The sequence below is a fragment of the Variovorax sp. WDL1 genome (assembly GCF_001541225.1).
Taxonomy (GTDB): domain Bacteria; phylum Pseudomonadota; class Gammaproteobacteria; order Burkholderiales; family Burkholderiaceae_C; genus Variovorax.
The window spans coordinates 51,960-63,782 of sequence record NZ_LMTS01000163.1 but is presented as its reverse complement, the minus strand read 5'-3'; the positions used below and the strand labels follow the sequence as shown (position 1 = coordinate 63,782).

The window sequence follows — 11,823 nt, the reverse complement described above, 5'->3', positions numbered from 1 at the left end:
ATGACCATGAACATTCCCCCACGACGCGACTTCCTTCGCAAGACCGCAGGCGCCCTGGGCGCTGCATCCGCGCTCACCGTACTGCCGCCCTCGATCCGCCGCGCGCTGGCCGTCGAGGCGCACAACAAGCACCGCAGCATCGAGGACGTGCAGCACATCGTCATCCTGATGCAGGAGAACCGCAGCTTCGACCACTACTTCGGCACCATGCGCGGCGTGCGCGGCTTCGGCGACCGATTTCCGATTCCGCTGGCGAGCGGCAAGTCGGTGTATTTCCAACCCAACCCCAGCGGCGGCGCGGAGATCCAGCCCTTTCGCCGCGATTCCACCATCGGCAGGGCGCTGATCGGATCCGGCACACCGCACAATTTTCCCGACCAGCAGGCGGCGTGGAACCAAGGGAAGATGGATCGCTGGATCCAGTTCAAGAACCAGGCGACGATGGGCTACTACCTGCGCGACGACATTCCGTTCCAGTTCGCGCTGGCCGATGCCTTCACGATCTGCGACGGCTACCACTGTTCCATCCTCACCGGCACAGACCCGAACCGCATCGTCTTCATGTCGGGTTCCAACTTCAACCCGGAACTGCGCAAGAGGGGCATCAACAGCACGGACGCTGATTCCGAGCCCGTCAACTCGCGCTGCTGGCCCAGCCCGTCCAGGTGGGTCGCGGGCAGGGCACAGCAGCCAGACGGGTCGGGCCAGGTCGATCCCGGCACCGGCGCCTACAACTACAAGTACAAGAACACCGCCTTCAAATGGGACACGTTGCCGGATGTCCTGCAAAAGGCGGGCATCAGCTGGCACATCTACCAGAACATGAACAACAACTGGACGGGCGCCATGCACGGGTGCCTGGCCTTCGAAAGTTTCCGCACCGCGCAGCCGGGCTCGCCGATCTACGAGCACGGCCTGACGGGCGGCCCCGCGACGGCCGATGGCGCCGTCAATTTCCTCGCCCAGCTCAAGCAGGACGTGATCAACGGCACCTTGCCGCAGGTCTCCTGGGTGCTGCCCACGCAGGCCCTGGCCGAGCATCCCGGCAGCAGCGAAGGCACTGCCGGCGCCGCCGACTTCATCGCCGATGTGCTGGACGCGCTGACGTCCAATCCGAAAGTCTGGAGCAAGACCGTTCTTTTCGTGACCTTCGACGAGAACGACGGCTTCTTCGACCATCTGCCAATGCCGGCGGTGCCCTCGTATGACGCCAATGGCAACCTGATGGGCAAGTCCACCGTGGCGCTGGACGGCGAGTATTTCGACGCCTCGGTGGGCAACTACCTGAACGTCAACGACACCACCAGCGGCAAGATCCGCCCGTGGGGCCTGAGTTCGCGCGTGCCGATGTACGTGGTGTCGCCATGGAGCAAGGGTGGCTGGGTCGATTCGCAGGTGTTCGACCACACCTCCGTAGGCATGTTCCTGGAGAAGCGCTTCGGCATCACGGTGGACGCCATCAGCCCGTGGCACCGCGCAGTCTGCGGCGACCTCACCTCCTGCTTCGACTTCGTCAGCCCGAACGACCCGGTCTTCCCCAAGTTGCCCGACACGAGCAACTTCCCCGTGATCAATGCGGCGCAGAGGCTGCTGCCCACGGCCCCCATCACCACGGCGCCCGCCACGCCGCAGCCGCTGTTCCAGGAGACCGGCGTGCGCCCATCGCGCGCACTTCCCTACGAGCTGCACGCCAGCGCGCGGGTGGAATCACGCGGCATGCTGTCGCTGGCATTCGCCAACACCGGCAAGCAAGGCGCCGTCTTCCACGTCTACGACAAGCTGCACCTCGAGCGCATTCCGCGACGCTACACCGTCGAGGCCGGCAAGACGCTGAGCGACACCTGGAACACCGGCGCCTCCGACAGCGGCAAGTACGAGCTCTGGGTCTACGGCCCCAACGGCTTCGTGCGCACCTTCGCGGGCGACGCGCTGTTCCACGACACCGCGGCATTCAAGCCCGAGGTCCAGATCGGCTACCAGGCCCACAGCGGCCATCTCTACCTGAGGGTACGCAACAGCGGCAATCATCGCGGCAGCGTCACGATCACCGCCAACGCCTACAACAAGCACGGCCCGTGGACGATGGACATCAAGCCCGGCGACATCGAGACGCAGCACTGGAACCTCCAGACGAGCGGCGACTGGTACGACTTTACCGTCAGCGCCGAGAATTTCGAGCGCCGCTTTGCCGGCCGCGTCGAGAGCGGCAGGCCTGGCGTCAGCGATCCCGCCATGGCGCTGCATCTGCAGGGCTGAAGCCGCGAGGCGGGGGCTGGCGCCGCTTGCCGCACAATCCGGCGCTTGAGACAACTCGAGCACCCGGAGACCACGACATGACGACAAGCACCCTCGGCCTCATCGTGCCGCCCGCCGCAGGCCTCGTCCCGACCGACGGGCAGGCGCTCTACGGCGGGCGCGACGTACGCTTCATCGCGCGCGGCCTCGGCATCCCGGGCATCTCGCCCGAAGGCTTCGATACGGTGGTGGACCGCATCCTCGCGCTCGCGGTCGAGCTGCGCGATGCCGGCGCACAGGCCGTCTCGCTGATGGGCACATCTCTCAGCTTCTACCGCGGCCTCGAATTCACCAACGCGCTGCGCGCGCGCATGCAGGACGCCACCGGCCTGCCCTGCACCACGATGAGCCACGCCATCGTCGACAGCCTGCGCGCTCTCGGCATCCGGCGCGTCGCGGTCGCCACCGCCTACATCGACACGCTGAACCAGCGGCTGGTCGCCTACCTGGCGAGCTGCGGCATCGCCGTCACGCACATCGAGGGCCTTTCCATCACCGGCGTCGAAGCCGTCGGCCAGGTGACGGGCGAAACGCTGATGGCGCTGGCCGAGCGCACCGTGGCGGCCGACCGCTCGGCCCAGGGCCTGCTGATCTCCTGCGGCGGCCTGCTGACGCTGGACATCCACGTGCCGCTGGAAGACAAGCTCGGCCTGCCCGTTACCTCGAGCTCGCCCGCCGGCTTCTGGGACCTGATGCGGGCAGCCGGCCTCGACCCTGCCTCGCCCGGCCACGGGCGCCTGTTCGCGCCCGAGACCGCGCTTGAACGAGCCGCTTGATCTCGCAACGCTGCGCGTGATCGTCGCGGCGGCGGAGCTCGGCTCCATCAGCGCCGCCGGCGACCGGCTGCAGCTCGCGGTGGCTGCCGCGAGCGCGCGCATCACCGCGCTGGAGGAAGCGCTGGGCCTGCGCGTCTTCGAGCGCTCCTCGCGCGGCGTGCGGCTCACCCCCGCGGGCCAGATGCTGGTGCGACGCGGCCGCGAGATCCTGGTCGACATGGACCGGCTGTCGGTCGACCTGCACGACTACGCCAAGGGCCTGCAAGGCCACGTGCGGCTGGCGGCCAACACCTCGGCCATGCTCGAAGTGCTGCCGTCCAAGCTCGACCGCATGGCGCGCGAGCATCCGCTGATCCGCATCGACGTCGTGGAGCACGGCAGCCTCGACATCCCGCTGATGCTGCTCGAGGGACGCGCCGATCTCGGCATCGTGGACATGGCGCATGCGCCGCACGGCATCGCGCTGACCGACTGCTTCTCCGACACGCTGGTGCTGGTGGTGCCGGCCGGCCACGCACTGGCCGGCACCGCGCCGCTCGCACTGGAGCAGGCGCTCGACGAGCAGTTCATCGCGCTGCACGACGGCACCGCGCTTTCCAGCCGGCTGATGCGCTCGGCCTCGCTCGCCGGCAAGGCGCTGAAGATCCGCATGCAGATGCGCAGCTTCGACGCCGTCTGCCGAATGGTCGCGGGCGGCCTGGGCGTCGCCGTGCTGCCCCTGCAGGCAATAGCGCCGCAGCTCGCCAGCCTGCCGCTGGCCGCGGTGCCGCTCACCGATGGCTGGGCCGCGCGCACGCACCGCATCGCGCTGCGCAGCGGGGTAGAGCCCTCGCCCGCCACGCTGACGCTGATCGAGTTCCTGCTGCGCTGACGCGCACCCCCGGGCAAACCCTCGATTTCGTGCTTCGCGAAAGCAGGCTTCGCGCCGGATGCTTGTGAGCGCCGGGACGGCCTTCCTACACTGCGCCCAACCCTGGAGACACGCCCCCCATGAAGATCACCCGCGTCGCGGCCACGCCCCTGCACCTTCCGGTTTCGGTGGAGGCCGCGGGCCGCAGCAAGACCACCTCGCTCTCCCTCTGCCTCGTCGACGTCGAGACCGACGAAGGCCTGGTCGGCACCGGCATGACCGCCATCACCGAAGAGGAGGTGATCGCCTCGGTGGTCAACGACATCGCCGCCCATGCGCTGGTCGGCATGGACCCCCTGCGCCACGAGCAGATCTGGGAGCGCCTCTACTGGCTGCTCACGCCCCGCGGCCAATCGGGCTATGCGAGCCATGCGATCGCAGCGCTGGACCTCGCGCTGTGGGACCTGAAGGGCAAGGCCCTGGGACAGCCCTGCTGGCGCCTGCTGGGCGGCGCGCGCGCCGAGGTGCCGGTGTACGCCACCTTCGGATTTGCCTTCTACGAGCGCGACGAACTGGCCGCGGCTGCGCAGAGCTGGGTCGAGCGCGGCTTCAAGCGGCTGAAGATGACGGTCGGCCACCACGGCCTCGCGCGCCGCGACGAGCCGCGTCCGCTGGACACACTGATCGCGGAGGACGTGCAGCGCATCCGCGCCGTGCGCGAGGCGGTGGGGCCGGAGGTGCAAATCTACATCGACGCCAACTGCAGCCTCGACTACTTCCACGCACTCTCCCTCGCGCAGCGCATCGAGGAATACGGCATCAGCTTCTTCGAGGAGCCGGTCTCGCAGAACGACATTCCCAACCTGGTGAAGCTGCGCCACAAGACCTCGATCCCGCTCGCCGCGGGGCAGAACGAGGGCCAGGCCAGCCGCTTCCGCGACATGCTGGTCGCGCAGGCGGTCGACGTGGTGCAGCCCAATGCCTGCATCACCGGCGGCTTCACGCAATGCCTGCGGATTGCCGGCATGGCCGCTGCCTTCAACGCGCGCTTCGCCAACGGCGGCGCCTGGCCGCACCACAACATGCACCTGCATGCGGGGCTGGCCAACGGCTCGCTGGTCGAATACCACTCGGTGGCCGTCGACTGCTGCAAACTGGTGTTCGACGACCTGCCGGTGCCGAGCCAAGGCATGCTCGCTCTGCCCGAGAAGCCGGGCCTGGGCTTCGAGCCGAACCGCGAGCGCGTGGCCGAGCTGGCGAAGCGCCCGGGTTCGCGCGGCGTCGGCAAGGCCTGAACACGCACCACCACGAGATGAGATTTCCGGAGACAAGACGATGAAGCCTTTCACCCCCCACCGCCGCGCCCTGCTCGCGCTCGGCGCCACCCTGCTGGCCGGCCACGCGGGCCTCGCATCGGCGCAAGGCGCCTACCCCGATCGCCCGATCCGCCTGCTGGTGGGCTACTCCGCCGGCGGCGGCGTCGATGCGATGGCGCGGCTGATCGCGCCGCGCCTGTCGGCCCTGCTGGGCCAGCAGGTGGTGGTGGAGAACCGCGCTGGCGCAGCCGGCGTGATCGCCGGCGACGCGGTCGCCAAGTCCGCGCCCGACGGCTACACGCTGCTGCTGGGCGACAGCTCGACGCTGATCGCCAAGTACATGCAGGCCAAGCTCAGCTTCGATCCGATCAAGAGCTTCGTGCCCGTCGCGGGGCTGTTCAAGTCGCCGCTCCTGATCGTGGCCGGCAACGACTTCCCCGCCAGGAACCCGCGCGAGCTGGTGGCGGCCCTCAAGGCCAAGCCCGGCTTCTATTCCTTCGCCACCTCGGGCGTGGGCACGGTGCAGCACCTCGGCTTCGAAATGATGAAGGGCCAGTCGGGCACCTTCGCGCTGCACATTCCCTACCGAGGCGCCGCACAGATCGTCCCCGACGTGATCAGCGGCCAGGTGCCGCTGGGCGTCGTCAGCGCGACCGCCGGCCTGGCGCAGGCCAAGGGCGGCAAGCTGCGCGCGCTGGCAATGATGAGCAACGACAAGCTGCCGGGCGCCGAGGACGTGGCCGCGCTGTCGACCGCGGTGCCCGGCGTCGACGTGGCGCCGCGCCTCTTTTTGCTGGCGCCGGCCGGCACGCCTGCCGCCGTCGTCGACAAGCTGGGCGAGGCGGCGCGCGCCGCCATGAGCGCACCCGACCTGGCCCAGGCGGCCGCGCTGCAAGGCGCGGTGCCGGACTTCATGCCCTCAGCAGCGCTGGCCTCGGCGATGGCGCAGGAGTCGGCGCGCTGGGGCAAGCTGATCAGCGAGCAGAAGATCAGCTCGCAGTAGTCAAGCCGCATGAGCGTCATTGCCTGCATCGAGGACCTGCGGGTCCTCGCGAGGAAGCGCGTGCCGCGCATGTTCTACGACTACGTGGACTCCGGCTCCTGGACCGAAGGCACCTACCGCGCCAACGCCGCCGACTTCGACCGCCTCAAGCTGCGCCAGCGAGTAGCGGTCAATATCGAGCAGCGCAGCACGCGCACGACGATGGCGGGCACCGAGGCCGCGATGCCGGTGGCCATCGCGCCGACCGGCATGACGGGGATGCAGCATGCCGACGGCGAGATCCTGGCGGCCAGGGCTGCGGAGAAGTTCGGCATCCCCTTCACGCTCTCGACCATGAGCATCTGCTCGATCGAGGACATCGCCGCGGCGACCAGCCGCCCCTTCTGGTTCCAGCTCTACGTGATGCGCGACCGCGCCTTCATGGCACGCCTGATCGATCGCGCCAAGGCCGCGAACTGCTCGGCCCTGGTGCTGACCCTGGACCTGCAGATCATCGGGCAGCGCCACAAGGACCTGCGCAACGGCCTGTCGGTGCCGCCGAAGCCGAGCCTGGCCAACCTCGCCAACATGGCGTGCAAGCCGCGCTGGTGCCTCGGCATGCTGGGCACGAAGCGGCGCAACTTCGGCAACGTGTTCGGCCATGTGAAAGGCATCGAGACCATGCGTTCGCTGTCGGAGTGGACCAACAAGCAGTTCGATCCGACGCTCTCGTGGGCCGACGTCGACTGGATCCGCCAGCGCTGGGGCGGAAGACTGCTCCTCAAGGGCATCCAGGACGTGGAGGACGCGCGGCTGGCCGTCGATTCGGGCGCCGATGCGCTGATCGTCTCCAACCACGGCGGGCGCCAGCTCGACGGCGCGCCCTCCTCCATCTCGGCGCTGCCCGCGATCGCCGAAGCCGTGGGCCACCGTATCGAGGTGCACATGGACGGCGGCATCCGCAGCGGGCAGGACGTGCTGAAGGCGCGCGCGCTCGGCGCGCGGGGCGTCTACATCGGCCGCTCGATGCTTTATGGGCTGGGCGCGATGGGCGAGGCCGGCGTGACGCGGGCCCTTCAGATCATCCACCGCGAGCTGGACCTCACGATGGCCTTCTGCGGCCACACCGATATCGAGAAGGTGGATGCGGGGGTGCTGCTGGCGTAGGGCGGCATCACCCGATCGAACGGGGTGCATGGCCGCCTGCTGGGCCGGCGGAGGCAGGACGGCCGTCTCCATGCACCAGGGGCACGCAACAGGCGTGCCGGGTTGGTGCACCGCGATAATCGGGGCCCCCAGCGCATCCCAACAAGGAGACCCCGAGTGCCCGACCTTTCCCGGATCACCTGCATCGAAGACCTGCGAGTGATCGCCCAGTCGCGCGTGCCGCGCATGTTCTACGACTACGCCGACTCAGGCGCCTGGACCGAGGGCACCTACCGTGCGAACGAGGCCAACTTCCAGAAGATCAAGTTGCGCCAGCGCGTGGCCGTCAACATGGAAGGCCGCTCCACGCGCACGACCATGGTGGGCCAGGAGGTGGCGATGCCGGTGGCGATCGCGCCCACCGGCCTCACGGGCATGCAGCATGCCGACGGCGAGATCCTGGGCGCGCGCGCGGCCAAGGCCTTCGGCATTCCGTTCACGCTGTCGACCATGAGCATCTGCTCGCTGGAAGACATCGCGGAGAGCACCGAGGGCCATCCCTTCTGGTTCCAGCTCTACGTGATGCGCGACCGAGACTTCATCGAACGGCTGATCGAGCGGGCCAAGGCCGCCAACGTCTCGGCGCTGCAGTTGACGCTGGACCTCCAGATCCTGGGCCAGCGTCACAAGGACATCAAGAACGGGCTGACGGCGCCGCCCAAGCCGACGTTCAGGAACCTCATGAACCTCGCGACCAAGCCACGCTGGTGCCTCGGCATGCTGGGCACGAAGCGCCGGACCTTCGGCAACATCGCGGGCCATGCCAAGGGGGTGAAGGACCTGTCCTCGCTGTCCTCGTGGACGGCCGAGCAGTTCGACCCGGCCTTGAGCTGGGCCGATGTCGAATGGATCAAGAAGCTCTGGGGCGGACCGCTGATCCTCAAGGGCATCATGGACGTGGAGGACGCGCGCCTGGCAGCGTCCAGCGGCGCCGATGCGCTGATCGTCTCGAACCACGGCGGGCGCCAGCTCGACGGCGCGCCCTCCTCCATCGAGGCACTGCCGGCCATCGCCGAGGCGGTGGGCACGGAGATCGAGGTCTGGATGGACGGCGGCATCCGCAGCGGGCAGGACGTGCTGAAGGCGCGCGCGCTCGGTGCGCGCGGCACGCTGATCGGGCGCAGCTTCCTCTACGGACTGGGCGCCTTCGGCGAGGCCGGCGTGACCCGCGCGCTGCAGATCATCCACAAGGAACTCGACATCACGATGGCCTTCTGCGGACGCACGCAGATCGACGAAGTGGATTCGAGCATCCTGCTGCCGGGGACCTTCTGATCAACCCGCAGCTCAAAGTAGGAATCCACGCCGCTCCGATCGCGCCTCGCGCCGACTCGATTTCCCATCTCGTGTTCTAGCTTGGCACGTCCTCGCCCCCCTTTTCCAAGGACTCCTATGCCGCAACATGAAGCCTCGTCACAAGCAGAAAGCATCGATGTCAATTCCGCCAGTGCGGTGGAAGATCTTGCCAAGCGATTCGACGCGACACCCCAGCAGATCCGGGACGCGGTCAAGGCCGTCGGGAGCCGCGTCGCGGACTTGGAGCTTCACTTGAAGGGAACTCGCAGTTCAAGCAACGAACAGCGAGTGGACGGACAGTCTTGAAGCCCTAATCCCCCAGCAGTTCCCCGATCGGCTGCAGGTCCTCCACCCGGTCGCAGATGGCCTTCACGACCATCATGATCGGAATGCCGAGCAGCAGCCCCCAGATGCCCCAGAGCCAGCCCCAGAAGATCACGCCCACGAACACCGCCACCGGGTTCATGCGGCTGGTGCGGCTGGTGAGCCAGGGCACCAGCAGGTTGCCCACCAGCGTGTGGATCACCAGCGAGACGCCGCCGACCAGCAGGGCCATCTGGATGCTGTTGAACTGCAGGAAAGCCACCAGGCCGGCTGTGGCCATCACGATCACCGAGCCGATGTAGGGAATGAGGTTGGTCACGCCGGCGACGATGCCCCACACGGCCGCGTTCTCGAGCCCCATGGCCCAGAAGGCCAGGCCGGTGGCGACGCCGACCAGCGCGCTGGTGAGGATCTGCACCAGCAGGTAGCGCTCGATGTGCTGCGTGATGTCGTCGAGCACGTGCACGGTGATCTTCTTCTTCTGCAGGCTCGGGCCGGTGATCTTCACCAGCTTGCGGCGGAAGGTGTCGCCCGAGCCCAGCGCAAAATAGGTCAGGAAGACGACCAGCGTGAGCTGCCCGGCGGCAGCGATCAGCCCCACCGTGCCGCTCCAGAGGTACTCGCGCACGTTGAAGGCCGGCCGCTCGATGACCACGCGTGCCACACCCTTGCGCGCCGCGACCTTGGCCGAGTTCTCCTCGGCCGCCTGCTCGAGCTGGGCGGCGGCCTTCTGCACGGTGTCGAGCGCGCTGGGATCGGTGCTCCTGCCGCCGCGCATGGCCGTGCGCAGCTTCTGGGCCGCGACAGGCAGCGTGTCGAGCAGCTCGGTGGCGCTGCCGGAGAGTGAATAGCCGGTCCAGCCCATCCCACCGCCGAGCCCGAGCAGGATCACGGCAGCGGCGATCCAGCGGGAGATCCTCCAGCGTTCGAGCAAGTCCACCAGCGGCGCGAGCGCATAGGTCAGCAGCAGGCTCAGCATCAGCGGAACGAACACGGCCTTGGCCCAGTGCAGCGTGAACACGATCGCCAGCACGCAGATGACGACCAGCGCGGCGCTGCGGACGTCGACCGGCATGTGCAGCAGTACGCGCTCCGGCTCGGGGGACTCGGCTGCTGCCGCCACGGTCTGCTCCTGCTCGGGCGAGAGCGGTGGGGGTGGGGGCTCGGCCGGCGGCTCCGCGGCCTTGGGTGCAACCTGGTCGTTCATCGCGGATCCTTCAGCGCCTCGCGCACTGCCGCCAGCTGGCGTCGCGACACCACCACCGGCTCGGGAATGCCGTCGAGGCGCAGCGCCCAGCCCTCGGCGTCCTCGCCGTCGTCGTATTTCTGAAGCGCGCGGATCGCCTGGCGCGCCACCAGCGCGTTGCGGTGCACCCGCACGAAGCGCGCCGGGTAGCGCTCCTCGAACTCGGCCAGCGAGCCGTCGTAGATGTGGCTGCGCGCTGCGGTGCGCACCGTGAGGTACTTGTACTCGGACTTGAGATAGAGCACGTCCGTCAGCAGCACGCGCTCGGTCCGGCCGCGGTCCTGGATCAGCAGCACCTCCTGCGGCACGTCGATCATCGGGCCGCGCTGCTCCCGCAGCGAGCGCGCCGCCTTCTGCAACGCCTGCTGCAGCCGCTCGGCCCGCACGGGCTTGGTGAGGTAGTCGACCGCCTCGAGCTCGAAGGCCGTGACGGCGTGGGTCGCATGGGCGGTGACGAACACCACCGCGGGCGCGCCGGGGCGCTGCCGCAGGCTGCGTGCCAGCTCGATGCCGTCGATACCGGGCATGTGGATGTCGAGCAGCACCAGGTCGAGGTCCGCGGCGAGCAGCTGCGCCTGGGCGTCAGCGCCGTTGGCCGCCTCGCCGACCACCTCGGCCGCCGGCGCGCGGCAAGCGGCCAGCAGCGTGCGCAGCCGCGAACGGGCGAGCGTTTCGTCATCGACGATCAGGGTGCGAAGAACATGCATGGCTCTGGATTTCTCACGCTTGTACCGGAATGGCGATGCGCACGCGGTAGGCCTTTTGCTCCATGCCGGCGCTGAACTGCGCCTGCACGTCGTGCAGCAGGTGCAGCCGGTCGCGCACGTTGGCCAGCGCGATGCCGTGGCCGCGCGGCAGCGGCTCGTCCGCCCAGCGCAGCGGCGGCAGGCTGTTGACGACCTCGATCACTGCCATGCCGCCGCGGCGCTCGGTGCGGATGCGGATCTTCGCGCCCTCGGGGCTGGGCTCGACACCGTGCTTGACCGCGTTCTCGACCAGCGGCTGCAGCAGCAGGGGCGGCAGGCGCGCGCCATTGGCCGCGGGGTCGATGTCCCAGCGGATGCGCAGCCGCTCGCCGAAGCGAACCTGCTCGATCGCCAGGTAGCGCTCGGCCAGCGCGATCTCGTCGGCCAGGGTGACCGATTCGCCCGCATCCGCCAGGGCGTGGCGGAACAGCTCGCTCAGGTCTTCCAGCATGGCCTCGGCCTTGGCCGGCTCCTCGCGCACGAGCGCGATGGCGCTGTTCAGCGTGTTGAAGAGAAAGTGCGGACGAATGCGCTACTGCAGCTCCTCCAGGCGCGCGGTCATCGCCGCGGGCGTCTGGCCGCGTGCGCGCAGCACCAGCGCAGCCATCACGAGCGCCGCGAACATCGCCCCGGCCAGGGCACTGGCGATCCAGGGCGCGCTGCCGACCACGCCGGTGAGCCGCAGCAGGCCGCAGCCATAGAGCGCGGAGACCGAGCCGAGCAACGCGCCGGCCACGTACTGCCCGGCGCGCGGCAGGCGGCCCAGCGGCTTCTTGAGCCAGCAGG

The 11,823-nt window shown here is 68.7% G+C and carries 10 protein-coding genes and 1 pseudogene; 8 read left to right on the top strand and 3 right to left on the bottom strand.

Features of this window, described 5'->3' with window-relative positions:
- The first annotated feature begins 6 nt into the window (after positions 1–6).
- The 8 genes from APY03_RS21960 (at position 7) to APY03_RS21925 (ending at position 9,027) form a co-directional block, all read left to right on the top strand.
- The gene (locus APY03_RS21960) at positions 7–2,256 is read left to right on the top strand and encodes a phosphocholine-specific phospholipase C (RefSeq protein ID WP_068680013.1); all 2,250 of its coding nucleotides are present in this window, start codon (positions 7–9) and stop codon (positions 2,254–2,256) included.
- A 77-nt stretch (positions 2,257–2,333) separates the two neighbouring features.
- Entirely contained in the window at positions 2,334–3,071 is a 738-nt protein-coding gene (locus APY03_RS21955) for an arylmalonate decarboxylase (protein ID WP_068680011.1), read from the top strand.
- Positions 3,055–3,942 (top strand): LysR substrate-binding domain-containing protein, encoded by an 888-nt coding sequence (locus tag APY03_RS21950; RefSeq protein ID WP_068680009.1) that lies wholly within the window; start codon positions 3,055–3,057, stop codon positions 3,940–3,942. Before APY03_RS21955 ends, APY03_RS21950 begins: the two co-directional genes overlap by 17 nt.
- A gap of 119 nt (positions 3,943–4,061) precedes the next feature.
- A complete protein-coding gene (locus tag APY03_RS21945) occupies positions 4,062–5,216 on the top strand; it encodes a mandelate racemase/muconate lactonizing enzyme family protein (RefSeq protein WP_068680007.1) in 1,155 nt (384 codons plus the stop codon).
- A gap of 40 nt (positions 5,217–5,256) precedes the next feature.
- Positions 5,257–6,240, top strand: a complete 984-nt coding sequence (locus tag APY03_RS21940; RefSeq protein WP_068680005.1) for a Bug family tripartite tricarboxylate transporter substrate binding protein — start codon at positions 5,257–5,259, stop codon at positions 6,238–6,240.
- Between the two features lie 9 nt (positions 6,241–6,249).
- Positions 6,250–7,386: an alpha-hydroxy acid oxidase gene (locus APY03_RS21935; RefSeq protein ID WP_068680003.1), complete on the top strand. Its 1,137-nt coding sequence runs from the start codon at positions 6,250–6,252 to the stop codon at positions 7,384–7,386.
- A 156-nt stretch (positions 7,387–7,542) separates the two neighbouring features.
- Positions 7,543–8,700, top strand: a complete 1,158-nt coding sequence (locus tag APY03_RS21930; protein ID WP_068680001.1) for an alpha-hydroxy acid oxidase — start codon at positions 7,543–7,545, stop codon at positions 8,698–8,700.
- Between the two features lie 117 nt (positions 8,701–8,817).
- Entirely contained in the window at positions 8,818–9,027 is a 210-nt protein-coding gene (locus tag APY03_RS21925; protein ID WP_068679999.1) for a DUF3606 domain-containing protein, read from the top strand.
- 4 nt (positions 9,028–9,031) lie between these two features.
- Here the strand turns inward: APY03_RS21925 and APY03_RS21920 are convergent, their stop codons facing one another.
- The 3 genes and pseudogenes from APY03_RS21920 to APY03_RS21910 all read right to left on the bottom strand — a co-directional run.
- Positions 9,032–10,252: an AI-2E family transporter gene (locus APY03_RS21920; RefSeq protein WP_068679997.1), complete on the bottom strand. Its 1,221-nt coding sequence runs from the start codon at positions 10,250–10,252 to the stop codon at positions 9,032–9,034.
- Positions 10,249–10,998, bottom strand: coding sequence for a LytR/AlgR family response regulator transcription factor (locus APY03_RS21915; RefSeq protein ID WP_068679995.1), 750 nt, complete (start codon positions 10,996–10,998; stop codon positions 10,249–10,251). Before APY03_RS21915 ends, APY03_RS21920 begins: the two co-directional genes overlap by 4 nt.
- A gap of 13 nt (positions 10,999–11,011) precedes the next feature.
- A pseudogene (locus APY03_RS21910) lies at positions 11,012–11,823 on the bottom strand (sensor histidine kinase); the annotation flags it as partial.

Excerpts from the sequence above, each read along its gene's own strand:
- APY03_RS21960 (WP_068680013.1), top strand. The coding sequence starts at position 7 with ATGAACATTCCCCCACGACGCGACTTCCTTCGCAAGACCGCAGGCGCC.
- APY03_RS21955 (WP_068680011.1), top strand. The coding sequence starts at position 2,334 with ATGACGACAAGCACCCTCGGCCTCATCGTGCCGCCCGCCGCAGGCCTC.
- APY03_RS21945 (WP_068680007.1), top strand. The coding sequence starts at position 4,062 with ATGAAGATCACCCGCGTCGCGGCCACGCCCCTGCACCTTCCGGTTTCG.
- APY03_RS21940 (WP_068680005.1), top strand. The coding sequence starts at position 5,257 with ATGAAGCCTTTCACCCCCCACCGCCGCGCCCTGCTCGCGCTCGGCGCC.
- APY03_RS21935 (WP_068680003.1), top strand. The coding sequence starts at position 6,250 with ATGAGCGTCATTGCCTGCATCGAGGACCTGCGGGTCCTCGCGAGGAAG.
- APY03_RS21925 (WP_068679999.1), top strand. The coding sequence starts at position 8,818 with ATGCCGCAACATGAAGCCTCGTCACAAGCAGAAAGCATCGATGTCAAT.
- APY03_RS21920 (WP_068679997.1), bottom strand. The coding sequence starts at position 10,252 with ATGAACGACCAGGTTGCACCCAAGGCCGCGGAGCCGCCGGCCGAGCCC.
- APY03_RS21915 (WP_068679995.1), bottom strand. The coding sequence starts at position 10,998 with ATGCATGTTCTTCGCACCCTGATCGTCGATGACGAAACGCTCGCCCGT.